The organism is Dyella terrae (genome assembly GCF_004322705.1).
In the GTDB taxonomy this organism is placed as follows: Bacteria; Pseudomonadota; Gammaproteobacteria; order Xanthomonadales; family Rhodanobacteraceae; genus Dyella_D; species Dyella_D terrae.
The window spans coordinates 250900-270134 of sequence record NZ_SIZZ01000004.1; the positions used below are offsets into that span (position 1 = coordinate 250900).

General features: G+C 63.8%; 14 protein-coding genes. 8 read left to right on the forward strand and 6 right to left on the reverse strand.

Features of this window, described 5'->3' with window-relative positions; genetic code table 11:
* Nucleotides 1–378: 378 nt before the first annotated feature.
* From EYV96_RS18455 to EYV96_RS18470, 4 genes are all read right to left on the reverse strand, one after another.
* Nucleotides 379–2679, reverse strand: coding sequence for an Orn/Lys/Arg family decarboxylase (locus EYV96_RS18455; RefSeq protein WP_131153065.1), 2301 nt, complete (start codon nt 2677–2679; stop codon nt 379–381).
* A gap of 38 nt (nt 2680–2717) precedes the next feature.
* A complete protein-coding gene (gene adiC / locus EYV96_RS18460; protein WP_131153066.1) occupies nt 2718–4055 on the reverse strand; it encodes an arginine/agmatine antiporter in 1338 nt (445 codons plus the stop codon).
* 34 nt (nt 4056–4089) lie between these two features.
* The gene (locus EYV96_RS18465; RefSeq protein WP_240732652.1) at nt 4090–5649 is read right to left on the reverse strand and encodes a DcaP family trimeric outer membrane transporter; all 1560 of its coding nucleotides are present in this window, start codon (nt 5647–5649) and stop codon (nt 4090–4092) included.
* A 197-nt stretch (nt 5650–5846) separates the two neighbouring features.
* The gene (locus tag EYV96_RS18470) at nt 5847–6797 is read right to left on the reverse strand and encodes a helix-turn-helix transcriptional regulator (RefSeq protein ID WP_131153067.1); all 951 of its coding nucleotides are present in this window, start codon (nt 6795–6797) and stop codon (nt 5847–5849) included.
* 90 nt (nt 6798–6887) lie between these two features.
* Here EYV96_RS18470 and EYV96_RS18475 point away from each other — a divergent pair, with 90 nt between their 5' ends.
* Nucleotides 6888–7526: a LysE family translocator gene (locus EYV96_RS18475; protein WP_131153068.1), complete on the forward strand. Its 639-nt coding sequence runs from the start codon at nt 6888–6890 to the stop codon at nt 7524–7526.
* Here EYV96_RS18475 and EYV96_RS18480 read toward each other — a convergent pair.
* A complete protein-coding gene (locus EYV96_RS18480; protein WP_240732653.1) occupies nt 7519–8019 on the reverse strand; it encodes a DUF3224 domain-containing protein in 501 nt (166 codons plus the stop codon). The two genes, EYV96_RS18475 and EYV96_RS18480, sit on opposite strands and share 8 nt — an antisense overlap.
* A gap of 92 nt (nt 8020–8111) precedes the next feature.
* Between EYV96_RS18480 and EYV96_RS18485 the strand changes: the two genes are divergently transcribed.
* A complete protein-coding gene (locus tag EYV96_RS18485; RefSeq protein WP_131153069.1) occupies nt 8112–8912 on the forward strand; it encodes a helix-turn-helix domain-containing protein in 801 nt (266 codons plus the stop codon).
* 946 nt (nt 8913–9858) lie between these two features.
* Here EYV96_RS18485 and EYV96_RS18490 read toward each other — a convergent pair.
* Complete coding sequence (locus tag EYV96_RS18490) at nt 9859–10773, reverse strand: LysR substrate-binding domain-containing protein (protein WP_131153094.1); 915 nt, start codon at nt 10771–10773, stop codon at nt 9859–9861.
* 137 nt (nt 10774–10910) lie between these two features.
* On the opposite strand from EYV96_RS18490, the gene EYV96_RS18495 reads away from it, so the two are divergent.
* From EYV96_RS18495 to EYV96_RS18520, 6 genes are all read left to right on the forward strand, one after another.
* Nucleotides 10911–11612: a pirin family protein gene (locus tag EYV96_RS18495; protein ID WP_131153070.1), complete on the forward strand. Its 702-nt coding sequence runs from the start codon at nt 10911–10913 to the stop codon at nt 11610–11612.
* Nucleotides 11613–11756: 144 nt separating this feature from the next.
* Nucleotides 11757–12281, forward strand: a complete 525-nt coding sequence (locus EYV96_RS18500) for a Dps family protein (RefSeq protein ID WP_131153071.1) — start codon at nt 11757–11759, stop codon at nt 12279–12281.
* Nucleotides 12282–12911: 630 nt separating this feature from the next.
* Complete coding sequence (locus EYV96_RS18505; protein WP_131153072.1) at nt 12912–13874, forward strand: HAD family hydrolase; 963 nt, start codon at nt 12912–12914, stop codon at nt 13872–13874.
* Nucleotides 13875–13937: 63 nt separating this feature from the next.
* Complete coding sequence (locus EYV96_RS18510; RefSeq protein WP_131153073.1) at nt 13938–15557, forward strand: arylsulfatase; 1620 nt, start codon at nt 13938–13940, stop codon at nt 15555–15557.
* A 109-nt stretch (nt 15558–15666) separates the two neighbouring features.
* The gene (locus tag EYV96_RS18515; protein ID WP_240732654.1) at nt 15667–18216 is read left to right on the forward strand and encodes a spermidine synthase; all 2550 of its coding nucleotides are present in this window, start codon (nt 15667–15669) and stop codon (nt 18214–18216) included.
* A gap of 29 nt (nt 18217–18245) precedes the next feature.
* On the forward strand, nt 18246–19226 hold the full coding sequence (locus tag EYV96_RS18520; RefSeq protein WP_165488733.1) for an AAA family ATPase: 981 nt from the start codon (nt 18246–18248) through the stop codon (nt 19224–19226).
* Nucleotides 19227–19235: the final 9 nt, after the last annotated feature.

The following is a 19235-nucleotide window of genomic DNA, read 5'->3' on the forward strand; positions in this document are numbered from 1 at the left end:
AAGGTCGGCCCCAGCGGGGTGAGCGAAGCGAATAATCCATGTGCGACAGCAGTTGGTCGTCGCCTCACCATTTCATGCCGTCATTCCGGCGAAAGCCGGAATCCATGTGCGACAGCGGTTGGTCGTTGCCTCACCATTTCATGTCGTCATTCCGGCGAAGGCCAGAATCCAGTTACGACAAGGTGCGATGCCGCGACGACGTACCAAAGGCCAATGCGCGGCCTTCTACGTTGTCGCTTGATCCAGCGGTGTCGCCCATGGATTATTCGCTTCCCTCACCCCGCTGGGGCCGACCTTCGGTCGTTCTCCGCCCGCTGGGCTCCGTCCGGCTTTCGCCGGAATGACGGCGGGTGGGCGGAAGGCCACCCGCCGCACAAATCACTTCTTCAAGACCTCCACCACATACCGCGGCCCCTTCGGACCGTCCTCCACAATCAACCCATGCACATCCGACTCAAACCCCGGGAAGCGCTCATTCTGCGCGCGCGCAATCCGTAGCGATTCCAGGATGGCGGTGCTCTGCGCCCCAAACTTCTCACCCGGCATGATCGTCGGAATACCTGGCGGATACGGCACCAGCATCGTCGAGGCAATCCGCCCGGACAGCTTGTCGATCTCGACACGCTCCACCTCACCGCGCACCAGCTTGTCGTAAGCCTCCGACGGCGTCATCACCGGCTCCGGCAAGTCGACGTACATCTCGCGCATCACCTGCGCGACCTTGTGCTCGTTATTGAAGGCGTGCAATCCATCGCACAGTTCGCGCAGGCCCATCGTGCTGTAAGCCTCGGGATGGTCCTGAACCAGCGTCGGCAGCGCCACATCCAGCGGCGCATTGGCGTCATAAAGCTCCTTGAACGCCAGCAGCTCCGTGGTCAGCGTGCTCCACTTGCCCTTGGTGATGCCCATGGAGAACAGGATCAGGAACGAGTAGAGGTTGGTCTTCTCCACCGTGATGCCGCGGGTCCACAGGAAGCGGGAAACCACGGCGGCGGGAATGCCACGCTTCTCCGTCTTGCCGTCCATGGTCAGGCCCGGCATCAGCAGGGTGACCTTGATCGGGTCGATCATCACGTAGTTCTTCGGGATATCCCCGAAGCCGTGCCAAGCGGCCTTGGGCTGCAGCTGCCAGTCGGCTTGCTTGGTGCTCACCGGAATGCCCGCGCGCTCGCCTTCATCGAAACGGTCGCGCAGCTGATCCGGCTGCCACACCTGGAACCACCAGTCGCCCTTCTTCATGCTATCGCCAACGTGCAGCACGGCACGGCGGAAGGCGATGGCTTCCTTGTGCATCTGCTCGATCAGGCTGCGGCCGGTGCGGCCTTCCATCATTTTCGACGCGATATCGCAGGAGGCGATGATGCCGTAGTGCGGCGAGGTGGACGTGTGCATCATGTACGCCTCGTTGAAGCGCGCGGCGTCCAGTTCGCGGGTCTTGCTGTTGCGGGCGTGGATCATCGAGGCCTGCGAGAAGGCGGCCAGCAACTTGTGCGTCGAATGCGTGGCGAAAATGATCGGATCCTGGTCGCGTGGTTTGCCCTTCGCCATCGCGTAGTGGTTCTCGTACATCTCGTGGAAGGCCGCGTAGCCGTACCAGGCTTCATCGAAATGCAGGTACTCGGTACCGCCACCAATGTCCGCCGCAATGCGCTCCACGTTGTAGCAAAGCCCGTCGTACGTGGAGTTGGTCACCACGGCGATACGCGGCTGGAAATCCTTGCCCTTGGCCTTGGCTACCTTGCTGGCCAGCGGATGCTCGGCGACGCGCTTGGCCATCGCCTTCGGATCGAACTGGTCCAGCGTGATCGGGCCGATGATGCCGTGCGCATTGCGCGTCGGGCGGAAGTACACCGGCACTGCGCCAGTCATGATCAGCGAATGCAGCAGCGACTTGTGGCAATTGCGATCGACGAACACCACGTCGCCGCGCGCCACCGTGCCGTGCCACACGATCTTGTTGGCGGTGGACGTGCCGTTGGTGACGAAGAACGTGTGATCCGCGCCGAAGTTGCGCGCAGCCTCTTTTTCGGCCGCCTTCACCGGGCCAGTGTGATCGAGCAGCGATCCCAGCTCGGGTACCGAGACCGACAGATCGCTGCGCAGCGTGTTCTCACCAAAGAACTGGTGGAACGCACGACCCACCGCCGACTTGGTGAACGCCACGCCGCCGCCGTGGCCCGGCGTGTGCCAGGAGTAGTTCGACTCCGCGGCGTGGTTTACAAGCGCCTTGAAGAACGGCGGCAACAAGCCTTCCATGTACTCGCTGGCCGCACGCAGCACCTGTCGGGCGATGAAGCTCTTGGTGTCTTCGTAGAGGAAGATGAAGCCATGCGTGACGCTCAGCAGCTTGGTCGGCACCTGTTCGACCGTACGGCGTTCGCCGTACAGGAAGATCGGCAGGTTTTCCCGATACGCCAGTTGCGTATCGAGGAAGTTGTACAACCGGTCGAATTGCTGGGGCCCTTCTTCCGTGCCATCGATGGAGATCAGCACCGCCGATGCCGCGTTGTACGTGCGCGCACCGGCCTCGGCATCGTCCATGGTGAGGCCGCTGAGCACACGCTGGCCGTTCGAGCGGATCTCGTCCGCGAGGGCGCGGACCAGGATGCCGTTGATGCGCGGCGAGTCGTAATCGGCATCGATGATGACGATGGGATAGTCGAGGGCTTTGAAATACATGGCCTAACTCCGTCAGCAAGCAGGGGAAACGCGGGGGATCACAGCGGGGTCTTCTTTACCGGCACAGTGAGCTCGCCACGGCGGCGCTGCTCGCTGAAGAACGGATAGAAGACCGAGATGAAGAGCATGAACAGGAAGGCGTAGGTGACCAGGTCGCCAGAGGTGCCGAAGATGGCCCACAGGCAGTACACGACGGTGATGCTGGTCAGCACCCAGTAGAAACCGGTGTGCGTGGTGGTGTGGCTGCCTTCGACGGCGAAGTAGCAGGCCACGCAGGAGTAGATGTACGGCAACAGGGTCAGCACCACGGCGGCCTGCGTGATGACTTCGAACTGCGAGGAGGCCGTCGGCGAGGCGGCCGTCACCAGCACGATCAGGGTCATCAGCACGCCGACGATCAGCAGGCCCTGAACCGGCGTGTCGTCCTTGTTGGCCTTGCTGAAGATCTTCGGGAACAGGCCATCGTCGCCGGCCGCCTTGGCGCTCAATGCCGTCAGCAGGATCCAGCCACCCAGCGAACCGCCGGCACCCAGCGCCGCGCAAAGGCTCACCACCCAGCCGCCGACATTGCCAACGGCCACTTGTGCGGCCAGCGCAAACGGCGCGTCGGCCACCTGCAGCTGATCGTTGGGGATCATGCCCATGATCACGGCGGAGCTGGAGATGTAGACCACGGCGGCCAGTGCCACGCCGGCGATAGTGGCGATGGCGACGTTCTTTTCCGGGTTCTTCACTACGGCCGCCGACACGGAAGCCGACTCGACACCGATAAAGGCCCACAAGGTCAGCGACGCGGCGCTGGAAATCGCCTGGAAGTCACCCTTGCCCGACACGTTGTGTGCGCCGGCAAAGATGTCCGACTTGAAGAAGAACCAGCCGAAGATGGCAATGCCGAAGAGCGGCACCAGCGCGAACGACGTCGTGATCGACTGGATTCTCGTCACCACCGTGGCGCCAAGAATGTTGGCGAAGGTGAACAGCCAGATCAGCGCGATCACCACGACCGAGCGGATCATCGGTTCCTTCAACGCCGGTATGAAGTAACTGAAGTAGCCCACCGCGGCGACGGGCAGAGCCACGTTGCCGATCCAGTTGGCGAACCAGTAGATGGTGTTGGTCTGGAAACCCATGTAAGGGCCGAACGCATCGCGCGCGTACGCATAGGGACCACCCGCCTTGGGCGCCAGTCGCCCGAGCTTGGCGAACACGAAGGCCAGCAGCAGCGAGCCGATGGTGGTCACCACCCAGCCCCACATCGACACGGTGCCGATCTTGGCCAGGCTGCCCGGCAGCAAAAACACGCCGGACCCCATCATGTTGCCGGCCACCAGGAAGGTGGCGGCGACAACACCAATCTTTTTGCTTTCGTCTGCCATGGTATGGCTCCCGGGTGGGTAAGGGATCGAACGGTCAGCGCACGAAGCTGTATTGCAGCGAGCCCTGGATACGCATGTTGTTGCTGGCGGCACCGCTTTGCTGTTCCAGCCGGCCGTAAAGCACTTCGACGCCCATCGTGAGCGTGGCGAAGGGGCTCCAGATCAGGTTGAGCGCGCCGTAGCTGCTCTCGCGGAACGCCGTGCTGGCAAGCAGGTTGCTGCGCTGCGCCTGCGCGACGCCGTAAACCAGGTTGCTGCGCCAGTCCTTGTTCCAGTAATGCGTGTAGGCGGCGTAGGCACCCCAGGCGTCAAGCGCATGCAGCTGACCTTGCGCGTCGACCGCGGCGTCGAGGCCAGATGCACCCGTATCGGAAATGAAGTGCGCGATGCCCTTGCCCCAGCTGCCGCTGAACATCACCAGGTCGTTGTTGCTGCCGCGATCGGTGACGTTGAATGTACCCGTGAGCGCGACACCGCCGCCAAAGGCGTGATCGTTGCGCGTGCCGTTGGTGTAGCCGAGCTGGCGCGCCACGACGCTACCTTGCACATGGCCCCAGTCGTGCTCCGTGCGTGCGGCGACGACCACGTCGGGCAACTGCTGCGTGCCGCGGACCGGGTCGTTTTCGTTGATGGTGCTCACTTCGGAATCGGGCTTTTCGACGGATACCGTGAGGCTGGATGACTTGCCCAGGTGGAAGGCCTGGTGGATGCTCGGCTGGAGCAGGAACAGCTGGCCGCCGGGGCCGGCAAAGTCCAGTGTGTCGGGCAGGGCATCGGCGTCCATGAAAGCCGAGTAGCCATAACCGCCGTACGTATTGCCCAGCTGGCCGAAGGCCTGGCGCAGGTGGAAGTTGTACTGGCCGTTGTCGCCGCCGAAGAAATCATTCTCCAGATAGAAACGCATGGTGCCGCCAATGTTCGATGGGCGTCGCACTTCGAAACTGAAGCGCGTCTGGCGCGCATGCATGTTGAAGTTGCCGGTCGTGTCCTCGTCGTGCGGCACCGGGATGCTGGCCGTCACGAACTGATCGGTGTTGCCCATCGCCTTGGTGTCGTACATCGCGTCGAGCTTGGCGTAGCCACCCAGGCGAATCATGGTGTCGGTGCCGGGGATCGGAATGAAGCCCTTCAGTTCCGGATCGGTCGGCGGCGCCTGGTTGTCCAGGCGCGATGCGCCGGCGGGGTTGTCCGACACGCTTTGACGCGCCGGCAGGGTGGGCGCGGGGACGCCGGTGACCTGCGCCGTTGCGGGTGCGCCTACGGGCACGTTGGTCGAAGGCACCTGCGCCACTTGTGTCGTGGGTTGTGTCGGCGTCGTCGTCGGTGTTTGTGTGACCGCCGGCGGCTGTTGCTGATTGGCTTTCAAGGCCTTCACCTCGGCCTGCAACTGCTTCACCGTTTCGCGCAGATCATCCACCTCGGCCTTCAGTTGCGCGTTGCTGTCCTGGGCAAAGACCGGACTCACGCACGCGAGCAGAGCAACCGCGAGCAGGTTTCTTTTCCACGAAAACACGAAGCGCTCCTTCCCCTGGTGGCCCGGCATCGCGCGACGATGCGTGGCAAGCCTGATGGCAGATTCGTTGCGATCGCTCATGGCGGCATCCGTGTCGTGTCATGCGCCGTCTGAGCAACAACTAGGAAGCGTCAGTCCAGCAACTAAGTCCTTGTCCACATCGTGTCGACAAAGATGTGAAAAAGACGTCGTGCGGGAGCAGGTAAAAAGTCGGTATTTCTACTTAATTCGCTGCGTCAATTTGTACGCCATGGCACCGATATGCGGCGCGCTGCGATTTATGTCAGCGAGATGGCAAGCAGGCGCCGCGACAATTTGCCCAGCGCGGCGCGCAAACGTTTTGGCGAAAGCACGCGGAATTCGAACGGCATGCGTGCGAGTTGGCGTGCGAACCAATCGAGGTCGTCCAGTTGCGCGCGCAACAGGACGCCTTCTTCCACCGGCTCGAACAGGCCCATGCCGCCGCCCAGTCGCTCGATCGCGTAGAGCAGGTCGGTATGCAAGATCACTTCGGCGGTATACGCGCGCGGCAGCGTGGCGATGCTGAAGGTGAGGTGGGCCACGGCGTCGAAGTTCTGGGGTCGTTTGAAACGCTGCTCCAGCATGCGCACCTCCTGCATGCGGTCCAGGCGGAAAGAGCGCAGCCCACCGCGCAGATGGCAGTGGCCGACCACGTACCAGAGACCTTCGCGCAAGGCGAGGCCGTAAGGATCGAGTTCGCGTTCGCTGGCCGCGCCATGGGCGGCCTGGTACCCCATGTGCACGCGGCGGTATTGCTGGGCGGCGCTGCTGAGCGTGAAGAGGGTTTCGCTGGCGCCGGCCGCGCTGGCCCGCGAAAGATCCAGCAACACCACTTCCGAGACGGCGCGAACGCGACTTTGCAGGGTCGCCGGCATCACGCGTTCAAGCTTGGCCTGCGCGCTGGCCACGGCGGTGGAGGCTTCGGACAGCCCCAGGTTGCGCGCCGCCAGCAAGCCCAATGACAAGGCCAGGGCCTCGTCCTCGTTGAACATCATCGGAGGTAGTTTGAAGCCCGGCACCAGCAGGTAGGCACCATGGCGTCCGCGCTCGGCGGTGATCGGAATGCCGATCTCCTCGAGCATCGCGATGTAGCGCCGCACCGTGCGCACGTCAACCTCCAGGCGCCGCGCGATTTCCGCGCCGCTGATGCGTCGGTGCGTCTGCAGCAGCTCGAGGACGGCAAGGGCGCGGGTAGTGGGGTGATACATGGCGTGGAGCATAGCCAGGAAACAGGGCGGATAGTGTCCTGATTAAGCGATAGCTTGTTCGCCAGGACTTTCAACCCGTGGAGCTTCCCGATGCTTCCCCCGATGGAACTGGCGATTTATGCACTACTGGTGCTGGGCGTGATCGTGCTGCCCGGCCTCGACATGGCTTATGTGCTGGGCAGTTCGGTGGTCGGAGGCCGGCGCAACGGCATGGCCGCCGTGGCTGGCGTGATGGCCGGCGGCGCGGTCCACGTGGTGATGACCACGCTGGGGCTGGGCGTGTTGATCAAGGTGGTGCCGGGCCTCTACACAGCGGTGCTGTGGCTGGGCGCCGCTTACGTGGCCTGGATCGGCTACCAGATGCTGCGCGCCCAGTCGCTGCTGCTGCCCGACGCCGACGTACGCATCAGCCAGGGCTGGCTGACGTTCAAGCGCGGCGCGATGTCTTGCCTGCTCAATCCCAAGGCCTACCTGTTCATGCTGGCCGTGTTTCCGCAGTTCATGCATCCCGAGCGCGGGCCGATCTGGCTGCAGGCCGTGGAGATGGGCCTGGTGATTGTCTTGTGCCAGCTGCTGGTCTACGGCGCCCTGGCGGGAGCGGCGGGCGGAGCACAGGCCTGGCTGGCGAGCCGGCCCCACTGGGGGCGTCAGGTGGCCCGCGGCGTCGGCCTGCTGCTGGTCGGCATGGCGTTGGTCACCGCGTCCGAAGGCTTCGCCAAAATCAGTTGATGGCGTAATCGAAGGTGTAGCTGTGTGCGCCCTTGTCATCGATATGGATGGCAAGGGTGCCGCTCAGTCCGGCGAGCTCATCTGTGCCCGAATCCGGCACCACCGTCACCGATAGCTGTGGCGCGCCCCGCGTCATGGTGGCGTAGTGCATCAGCATGAAACTGCCGCGCCTGCCGGCCAGCGTGCCGGTGAAGCGATCCAGCGCGACATAGGCGCCCGAGCCCTTCGTCGCGGTCATCACGGAAAGCATCTCCCCTTCGCAACTGCCATCCAGCTCGCCATGGAACACCTTGTGGATGCCCATGCGCCCGAACTCCGGGCCGCCTTCCGGGCCGGCGTGAGGGGTAAGGGTGACGTCGAAATCGCCGCGGGCCTGCAACATGGTGGTCTCCTTTGCCGGGAAGGATGGTGAGTGGGTATCGTTCGCCAGCGCCAGTGGCGCGAGGCTCATGGACAGGCTCATTGCCAGGACGGTGCGGAAGGCAAGGCGCATGATGGCTGCTCCATGAGGTGTCGGGCGTATTGAAACGCCCCGCGACGCACAGGGATTGGAAATATGCGACAGCGTCTTCGGGATTCCCTGCCATGACCGACGCCGGCAAGGCGCGCGGCGTGCTTCGCACGGACCTGGGCGAGGGCAGTTTCGTGCACGAGCGGCATCTGCCGCCGGAGCACCTGCGCCCGCTGATCGAGCACTTCTGGTACGTGGCCTGGGACCTGCGCGACCTGCCGCCCCAACAGCAAGCCACCTTGCCGCACCCCAACGTGCATTTGGTCGTCGAGCCACCGCAGGCACGTATCTATGGCGTGCACAGCGGCCGCTTCGAGTGCGAGCTGAGTGGGCAGGGGCGCACCTTCGGCATCAAGTTCAAGCCCGCAGGCTTTCATCCGTTCTACGGCAAGGCCTTGTCGACCCTGGCCGATCAATCGATCGCGCTGGCCGACGTCTTCGGTGCCGACGGCGAAGCCTACGAGCGCGACGTACTCGCCGCACCCGGCCTGACGCAGATGGAATCGCTCGCCACCACACTGCTGGAAACCCACTGGCCATCACCCGACGCCACCGTGGACCGCGTCAACACCCTCATCGCCAGCATCATCGACGACCGCAGCATCACCACCGTCGAGCATGTATGCGAACGCACCGGCATGACTGCGCGTGGCCTGCAGCGACTCTTCCGCGAGTACATCGGCGTGGGCCCAAAGTGGGTCATCAACCGCTACCGGCTGCATGAGGCGCTGGCGCAGCTGCAGGAGGGGCGCGAGGTGTCGTGGGCGGCGCTCGCGCAGGAGCTGGGGTACTTCGACCAGGCGCACTTCATCCGGGATTTCAGGAAGCTCGTTGGCGTTGCGCCAGGTGCTTATGTGAAAGGGTTGAAGGCGTAAGACCCCCATACGCCGTCATTCCGGCGAAGGCCGGAATCCAGTGAAATACTGGTGCGCAGCACGCCGATTAAATGGAGTGCTTCGCACGACGCATCCCACTGGATGCCGGCTTTCGCCGGCATGACGACGTGGGAGTGTGGGGCGATAACTGGGTGCGGTCGCCACTGGGTGCCTGCCTGCGCAGGCATGACGGTGTTTTTTTGGGGTGTGCGGTAAAAACTGTGCGTGGTCGCCCGTGGATGCCGGCTTTCGCCGGCATGACGACGTGGGAGTGTTGGGCGATAACCGGGTGCGGTCGCCACTGGGTGCCTGCCTGCGCAGGCATGACGGTGTTTTTTTGGGGTGTGCGGTAAAAACTGTGCGTGGTCGCCCGTGGATGCCGGCTTTCGCCGGCATGACGACGTGGGAGGGTGGGGCCATAACCATATGTGGTCGCCACTGGGTGCCTGCCTGCGCCAGCATGACGGTGTTTTTTGGGTGCGAGGTGCAAACCGTGCGCAGTCGCCCATGGATTATTCGCTGCGCTCACCCCTTCGAGGCCGACGTTCGGTCGTTCCCCACTCCGCTTTCGGCGGTGGGGCGGATAGCAATCAGTCGGACGTTAGTTGGCCTCACCGGTGATGACTTGAGCCTGCGAGTCCCGTGAGACACGTATCTAACGTAAGCGCGCACCCCGCTCTCAGGCCATTTTCTTTGGGTTACTTTTATTTTGGGCCAGCAAAAGAAAAGTGACTCGGCCGACGGCAGTCGGACGAAACGCCCCCGCGGCGTAAGCGGCAAGGTCGCGTCACCCCACCCCTCAACACGACAACGCCAACAGCCTCTCCAAGGCCGCATCACCCCACCCCTCAACACGACAACGCCAACAGCCTCTCCAAGGCCGCATCACCCCACCCCTCAACACGACAACGCCAACAGCCTCTCCAAGGTCGCGTCACCCCACCCCTCAACACGACAACACCAACAACCTCTCCAAAGTCCCAGCACCCCTCATCCTCTCCCTCCACCACCTCAACCCCTCCCCATCCTCCCCCGTCCTCCAAGCCAAATAAAACGTCTCATCCGGTTTAGGCTCCTCCACGCCTTTGACAATCAACTCCCCCGCAGCAACAGCCCCCCGCACATAAGGCTCCGGCAAAAACCCACACCCCAACCCCGCCCGCTGAAACTCAAACTTGCTACGAATATCCGGCACCGTAATCACATGCTGCCCCGACTGCAGCCCCACCGTCCGCGTCGGCAACTTGCGCGCCGAATCCGCCACCACCACCACCCGATGCGGCTGCAAATCCAACTTGCTCAACGGATGCCCGACCGCGGCCAGCGGATGCTCCGGCGCCACCACAAACACAAACGACAACTCCCCCATCGCCTCCGTCTGATAACCGCCGCCTGACGGCCCGTCACCGGCCGCGCCAATCAACAGATCCGTGCGACGGTCCAGCAGCGATTCCCAGGTCCCGGTCAGCGCACCCTGATCCAGTCGCAAGCGCGTCTGATCAGCCTCGGCAAGAAACGCCCGGATGTCTTCCTGCAATGCAATCGGCGCGAACAACGAATCCATGCCGATCGAAAGCTCGGTCTCCCAACCCGACGCCACGCGTCGCACGCGCGCCTCCAGATCCTCAGCCGCCCGCAACAGGTAACGCCCTTCCTTCAGCAGTTCCGCCCCGGGTTCGGTCAGCGCCACCCTTGGCCCCGACCTCTCGAACAGCTGCACCCCCAGCTGTTCCTCCAGCTGCCCCACCGAATACGAGATGGTGGAGGGCACTTTATGCAGCTCCTTGGCGGCGCCCGCGAACGAGCCGCGGCGGTCGATGGCGTCCAGGATCTGCAGGGCTTCCAGGCTGAGTCGGAGCATTCGAAAAATTCGATGATAGATGGGTAAAACGCTCGCTTTGTGCGGCGTCATGGCCGGCTCATACTCTGTCCATCCGAGGGAAATGGCAAGGTTCAACGGCCATCGAACTCATTGAACATGACAGCAGGAGGTTCCCCATGATCCAGGTCCGTACCAGCGCCGAGCGCGGTCTTGCCGAACACGGCTGGCTGTCGTCGCGCCACACCTTTTCGTTCGCCGAGTACTTCGACCCCAGGCACATGGGCTTCGGTCCGCTGCGCGTGATCAACGAAGACCAGGTGCAGGGCGGCCAGGGCTTCGGAACGCACGGCCACCAGAACATGGAGATCATTTCCTACGTGCTGGGCGGCGCCCTGGAGCACAAGGACAGCATGGGCACGGGCTCGGTGCTGCACTACGGCGACGTCCAGCGCATGAGCGCCGGCACCGGCGTGCGCCACAGCGAGTTCAACCATGATCCGAACGACCCGGTGCACTTCCTGCAGATCTGGATCATGCCCGAGCGCAACGGCGTGAAGCCCAGCTACGAAGAGAAGCATTTCGACGAAGCCTCCAAGCGCGGTCAGCTGCGCCTGATCGTTTCGCCGGACGGCCGCGATGGCTCGCTGCGCATGAACCAGGACGCCTTGCTCTACGCGAGCATCCTCGATGGCAGCGATCGTGTGACCCGCGCGCTGGCCGAAGGCCGCCTGGGCTATGTGCACGTGGCACGCGGCAGTCTCACCGCCAATGGCGTGGTGCTGAAGGCCGGTGACGCGCTCAAGCTCGATGGCGAGTCGGAGATCGTGCTCGACGCGGCGCAGGATGCCGAAGTGCTGGTGTTCGACCTGCCGCGTTAATGCAGAAGGGACGACGGGCTGCCCCGTCGTCCTCCGCGGCGTTGTGCCGCGCGTGCTCGCGATCGCTCTTGATCCGCCGATGACATGGGCGGTGCCACCCTCGCAGTTCCCCACCCGCATGCATTGCCAACCAGGGAGCTCATCATGCCCGTCAAAGACGCCGACAAGGCCAAACAACGCCGCAAGGCACCGCTCGCTACGCCGACCGGTCTGGGCGAAGCCGCCCGTCGCGACATCAGTGGCGCACTCAACGCCTTGCTGGCCGACTTCTTCGCGCTCTACCTGAAGACGAAGAATTTCCACTGGCACATGTCCGGCCCGTACTTCCGCGACTATCACCTGCTGCTCGACGAGCAAGCTGACAGCATCTACGCCACGCTCGACCCCATCGCCGAACGCGTGCGCAAACTCGGCGGCACGACGTTGCGCTCGATCGGACATATTGCCCGGCTACAACGCCTGCCCGACAACGACGCCGATTTCGTCACGCCCGCGGACATGCTTGCGGAACTGCGTGAAGACAACGTGTCCATCGTCGCCGAGATGCGCGAAGCGCATGAGGTATGCAGCGGCCACGGCGACGTAGCGACCACGAGCCTGCTCGAGAACTGGATCGATGAAGCCGAACGCCGCGCCTGGTTCCTCTTCGAAGCCGGTCGCACGACGTGAGGCCGGGCGCTGTCGCGCCCGGTGAGGTCGCGCCTGTGGCGCTGTAAAGGGTAAACAGTGAACAGTAAGAGCGGGGGGCGGCGCTTCGCCTCCTGCTTTTACCGTTTACCGTTCACAGCCCGCACAGCGGGCGCCCCCCTGCTCGCAACGTTGGCGCGCCTTCGGCGCTGTAAACGGTAAACAGTGAACAGTAAGAGCGGGGCGGCGCTTCGTCTCCCGCTCTTACCGTTTACCGTTCACAGCCCGCACGGCGGGCGCCCCCCTGCTCGCAACGTTGGCGCGCCTTCGGCGCTGTAAACGGTAAACAGTGAACAGTAAGAGCGGGGGCAGCGCTTCGTCTCCTGCTTTTACCGTTTACCGTTCACAGCCCGCACAGCGGGCGCCCCCCACTGCTCGCAACGCGAGCACCCCCCACGCCGCCGCCGTATATTTTCCGCAACACACTTAAGTATTTTTTCTATTGTTCCCCCGCGCCCGATAGACCACCGTTGACTGGGCATTTGTCGCTGCATCGGCACGCGACAAATGTCATCCCCCAGTGAATGCGTCAAAGGTGGCCACGTGGCGATGTCACACGGAAAGCGCAGTCGGGCGACAGCAGCCTGCCAAAAAGCCATCGCGTTGTTGGTGATGCTCTCGGGACTATGGGCCGGCGTCGCGCTGGCCGCACGCGATGCACTCCCTTCATGGAACGACGGCCCGGCCAAGCAGGCCATCACATCCTTCGTCACCAAGACCACCACCAAGGGTTCGCCGGATTTCATCGCGCCGGACCAGCGCATCGCCGTGTTCGATAACGACGGCACGCTGTGGACCGAGCAGCCGATGTATTTCCAGCTGTTTTTCGTGCTGGATCAGGTGAAGGCGCTGTCGCCGAAGCATCCGGAATGGAAGACCACCGAGCCATTCAAGTCCGCGCTCGCCGGTGACATGAAAGGCGTTGCCGCGACGGGACAGAAGGGTTTGATGGAGCTGCTGGCCGTGACGCATGCGGGCATGACCAGCGACGAATTCCGCGATCGCGTCAATCAATGGATGGCCACCGCGCGCCATCCCAAGACCAACCGGCATTTCAGCGAGATGGTCTACCAGCCGATGCTCGAACTGCTCGCGTACCTGCGCGACAACGGCTATCGCACTTACATCGTGTCCGGCGGCGGCCAGGACTTCATGCGCCCCTGGGTCTGGGCCGTCTATGGCATTCCGCCCGAACAGGTCATCGGCAGCGAAGGCGAGCTGAAGTATGAGCTGCGCGACGGCAAGCCCACGCTCGTGAAGACACCCAAGGTTGCGCTGATCAACGACGGCCCCGGCAAGCCCGTCGGCATCGAACGCTTCATTGGCCAGCGCCCGGTTTTCGCCTTCGGCAATTCCGACGGTGACCAGCAGATGCTCGAGTGGACGGCCGCCGGCACCGGGCCGCGCTTCGCCGCGCTTGTGCACCACACCGATGGCGAGCGCGAGTTCGCGTACGACCGCCAATCCTCCATCGGCAAGCTCGATAAAGCCCTGGATGAAGCCACCGCCAAGGGATGGCTGGTGGTCGACATGAAGAAAGACTGGAAGGTGATCTACCCCGCAGAGAAGCCATGAGAACGACGTAAGAAGAGACCCCACGAGAGGCTGCCAACGCGGCCGTGCATATCAGGAGGCTTTATGTTCTGGCCGCGAAAGGCAATTGCTCAGACGTTCGCCACCATCGCAGCGACCGCGCTGCTGGTGGTGGCTGCTGTCACGATGGAACCGACACCTGTCAAAGCACAGGAGCCGGCGCAGAACCAGCAACAGAACAATGGCAAGCCAAACATCCTGGTGATCTTCGGCGATGACGTCGGCATCACCAACATCAGCGCGTATTCGAACGGCCTGGTGGGCTATCGCACGCCCAACATCGACCGCATCGCGCGCGAAGGCATGATGTTCACCGACTACTACGGCGAAAACAGCTGTACGGCCGGTCGTTCGACCTTCATCACCGGTCAGACGGTGTGGCGCACGGGCATGTCCAAGGTCGGCGTGCCGGGTGCGCCGGCGGGCATCCAGGACCGCGACGTGACCATTGCCCAGGTGCTACATGGCATGGGCTACGCCACGGGCCAGTTCGGCAAGAACCACCTGGGTGACCAGGACAAGTTTCTTCCGACGGCACATGGCTTCGATGAATTCTTCGGAAACCTGTATCACCTCAATGCCGAAGAAGAACCCGAGCGTCCGTACTGGCCGAAGGACGATCCGGCTTTCCTGAAGATGTACCACCCGCGCGGCGTCATCCACTCGTTCGCGGACGGCAAGATCCAGGACACCGGTCCGCTCAACAAGAAGCGCATGGAAACCATCGATGACGAAACCACCGGTGCGGCCATCGACTTCATGGGTCGCCAGGTCAAGGCCGGCAAGCCGTTCTTCGTCTGGATGAACACCACGCGCATGCATATGTTTACCCACGTGCGTGAGTCGATGCGCGGCCAGAGTGGCATGCCAGGCAACGAGTACGCCGATGGCATGATCGAGCACGACCAGGATGTCGGCAAACTGCTCAAGTCGCTGGATGACCTTGGTGTCACGAACAACACCATCGTGATCTACAGCACCGACAACGGCCCGAACATGTTCTCGTGGCCCGACGCGGCAACCTCGCCGTTCCGCAGCGAGAAGGATTCGAACTGGGAAGGTGCCTTCCGCGTACCTGGCATGATCCGCTGGCCCGGCCATATCCGCGCCAATACGGTCTCCAACGTGATGGTTTCGGGCCTCGATTGGTTCCCGACGCTGGTGGCGGCGGCAGGCGATGCCGACATCACCAACAAGCTGCTCAAGGGCACCAGCGTGGGCGGCAAGAGCTTCAAGGTGCATCTGGATGGCTTCAACCAGCTGCCGTACCTGACCGGCAAGAGCAAGGTCCCGGCACGTCACGAGTTCTACTACTTCAATGACGACGCCGAACTGGTTGCCATGCGCATGGACAACTGGAAGTTCGTGTTCTGCGAACAGCGCCGTGCGGGTCAATTCGACATCTGGGCCGAGCCGTTTACCTGCCTGCGTGTGCCGAAGATGTACAACCTGCGCATGGATCCGTTTGAACATGCCGATATCTCCGGCATGGGTTACGACCAGTGGCGCACGGAAAACGCCTACCTCTTCGCCGATGGTGTCGCCAAGGCAGCCGCGTTCCTGCAGACCTTCGTCGACTACCCGCCGAGCCAGCGCCCGGCGAGCTTCTCGATTGACCAGATCGTGCATGACGTAAAGCAGAAGATCGACGCAAAGACCAAGTAAGTCCGACCGGACCGCGGGCGCCCCTGTCGCGCCCGCGGTCCACCCTTTCGCACGGAAAAGACATCCGCCTTCGCACGATGCCCGGGACACCAGGGGAGCCAATCACATCGTGAGTACCGTGCCCAACGCCTTGCCCCGTCGTCCGCAGCTCGGCGCCAAGCCCAGCAAGGCGGTACCCGTCACCTCCAGCATGCCGGCCGTCTGGCCCATCGCCATGCTGTTCCTGTCCGGTGCCGCGGCACTGGTGTACCAATTGCTCTGGATCAAACAGCTCTCGCTGGTGGTGGGCGTGGAGGTCTACGCCGTCACCATCGCGGTGAGTGCCTTTTTCGCCGGGCTCGCCGTGGGCGGGTTCTGGCTGGGACTTCGTGCCGATCGGCTCGAACGGCCCTTGCGACTCTACGCGGCGCTCGAAGTCGGCGTCGCCGTACTGGGTGTTGCCGCGACATGGCTGCTGGCGCACAGCGCGCCCGCGTTCGCGCGCATGGAGAACAGTGCCGGCGCGCTGGCATGGGTGCTTCCCTTTGCCCTGGTCGGACTGCCGGCCGTGTTGATGGGCGGCACTTTGCCCGTGCTCGTGCGTGCCTGCATGCAGGCCGGCCGTGGCATGGCGCAGACCGGTGGTCGCTTGTACGCCGCCAATACGGCAGGCGCCATCGCGGGCGCGCTCTTGGCGCCCTTCCTGTTGCTGCCGGCGTTCGGCGTGCGCGGTTCGGCTTTGGCCGCCGCCGCCATCAATCTGCTGGTCGCCTTGCTGGCCATCGTTCTGGATCACGGCGCGCGCAACGCGGACATCGTCGATCAACCCAAAGGCGAGCGCTTGCCGCGCCACATCCGCCTCGCACTGATCCTCTATGCCGTCGCCGGCGGCATCGCCCTTGGTTACGAAGTGGTGTGGTCGCAGGTGATCGTGCAGTTCATGAGCACGCGCGCCTTCGCCTTCGCGGTGATGCTCGCCACCTACCTCGGTGGCCTGATGATCGGCAGCGCCATCTACTCGCGCTACGCCGACCGCATCCGCGATCCCTGGGGTGCCTTCGGTGTGCTGATCGCTCTCGCCGGGACGCTGGCGCTGCTGCAACTGGCGGTGCTGGGTACCTGGCTGATGGATGTCCAGCGCGTCGCGGCCAGCACGACGCTGGGACTGACCGACAGTCGCCTGGCCGCCATGAGCGCACGTTTCGCCGTGGCCTCCGCGTGCCTGGTGTTGGCGCCGACGCTGGCCCTTGGAGCCGCCTTTCCCGCGGCCCTGCGCCTGTGCGCGCAAGCCGGCCACGAAGGCCGCAACGTCGGTTCGATCGTCGCGCTCAACACGCTGGGCGGTATCGCCGGCACGACGCTCACGGGTTTCGCGCTGATCCCCACCTTCGGTCTCGTGCGCACGCTGGCGATGCTTGGCATTGCGGCCGGCGTCGTGGGATGGGTTGCCGTGTATGGCGGCGCATCGCTGCAAAAGCGCGCGCGCATGGCCACCATCGGCCTGGTGGCCTGTTCCGTCGCCATCGCGGTCGTGATGTCGCCGCAACGGATGGCCGAGCTGTTGTCGCAGGCGCGCGGCGGTGCGGTGTCGTATTACGAAGAGAGCCGCGGCGGTACGGTGGCCGTGCTCCAGCAGGGCCGCCAGGCCAACAGCTTCCACCGCCTCTACATCCAGGGCGTTTCCAATTCCGGGGACACGCTGCCCTCGCAGCGCTACATGCGCCTGCAGGCGCTGCTTCCGCTGCTGATCCACAAAGACGCGCCGAAGTCGGCGCTGGTGATCGGTTTCGGCACGGGCATCACCGCCGGTGCTTTGTCGCAGTACCCGGGGCTCGAACATCGCGTCGTGGCCGAACTCCTGCCCGCCGTCGTGCGTGCCGCCGGTCAGTTCCAGGGCAACTACGGCGCCGGCACCACCGACAAGGGCCTCGACATCCGTCTGCGCGACGGTCGCCGTGAGCTGCTAGCCAGCAACCAGACCTACGACCTGATCACCCTCGAACCCCCGCCGCCCAATGCCTCGGGCGTGGTGAACCTCTACTCGCGCGACTTCTATCAACTGGCCGGTTCGCGCCTCAACACGAACGGCCTTGTCGCCCAGTGGTGGCCGCTTGCGACGCAGAACAACGAAGACTCGCAAGCCATGGTGCGCGCCTTCCTCGACGCCTACCCGTACGCCACGCTGTGGACCACCGAGCTGCACGAGATGATGCTCATCGGCTCCTACCAGCCCATCACGCTGGACGCGAATGAAGTGGCTCGCCGCTTCAACCAGCCGAGCGTGGCGCGCGCGCTGGGCGAAGTGGGCGTATCCAACTCCGCTGCCGTGCTGGCGACCTGGGTCGGCGATCGTGCGATGCTCGAACGCTACGCCGGCGGTGCCGACGCGGTCACCGACGATCACCCGAGCATCGAGTACGGCAACTGGCTGCGCACCGACGAGTTCTCGCGCGTGTTGCCGGAAGTGCTCGCGCTGCGCACCGATGCGCCGCTCCAGCACGCCACGCCGGAACTGGCCGCCGACGTCACCCAGGAAAACCAGCGCCTGATGGCCTTCTACGACGCGGGCCTGGCCGTCTATCAGGGTGACCAAGAGCGCTGGGGACGCAATCTCGACCGGGTCATGGCCGAAGACGGCAACAACCCCTACTACCGCTGGATGGCCGGCGGAGGGCAGTAGCCCTTCGCCCCAACCCGAGAGGACAGACCATGGATGCACGCGAGGCCATCGCCCAACTGCAAGCCGGCATGGAGACGTCGATCGTTGGCCAGCGCGAGCTGATCCGCCAGATGATCATCGGTCTGCTGGGCAACGGCCACTTGCTGCTGGAGAGCTTGCCGGGCCTGGCCAAGACGCGTGCCGTAAAAAGCATGGCCAAGCATCTCGACACGCAGATGCGCCGCATCCAGTTCACGCCGGACCTCTTGCCGTCGGACATCACTGGCACCGAAGTGCTGCACCAGCAGGGCGGCCAGAACATCTTCCAGTTCCAGCCCGGGCCCATCTTCGGCAACGTGATTCTGGCCGACGAAATCAACCGCGCGCCCGCGAAAGTGCAATCGGCCCTGCTCGAAGCGATGGAAGAAAGGCAGATCACCGTCGCCGGCACCACGCATGCCATGCCAGACCTGTTTATCGTCATGGCGACGCAGAACCCCATCGAGCAGGAAGGTACGTACCCGTTGCCAGAGGCGCAGCTGGATCGCTTCCTGATGAAGGTGCTGGTCGATTATCCGGACAAGGAAAGCGAAATTTCGGTGCTGGATCTGGTGCGCAGCGAAGAAGTGCCGGCGGGGGTGGGCGGTCCGTCCGCGCCCGTCGTCAAAATCGCGCCCGAGCACGTTTTCGAAGCGCGCAAGCAGATCCATGCGATCCATGTCGCACCGGCGATCAAGCAGTACGTCATCGGCATCATCGACGCCACGCGCCATCCGGCCGCCTACGACAAGGACCTGGCCACGCTGATCCAGATCGGCTCCAGTCCGCGCGGTGGCATCGCGCTTGATCGCACCGCGCGCGTCAATGCCTGGCTTGAAGGCCGCGACCACGTCACGCCCGACGACGTTCGCGCCACGGCACACGCCGTGCTGCGCCATCGCCTGATCCTCTCCTACGATGCCGGTGCGGAAGGCATCGAAGCCGACACCGTGATCGACACGATCCTGGAGCGTGTCGCGGTGCCGGCCTGAGGGGGTCGC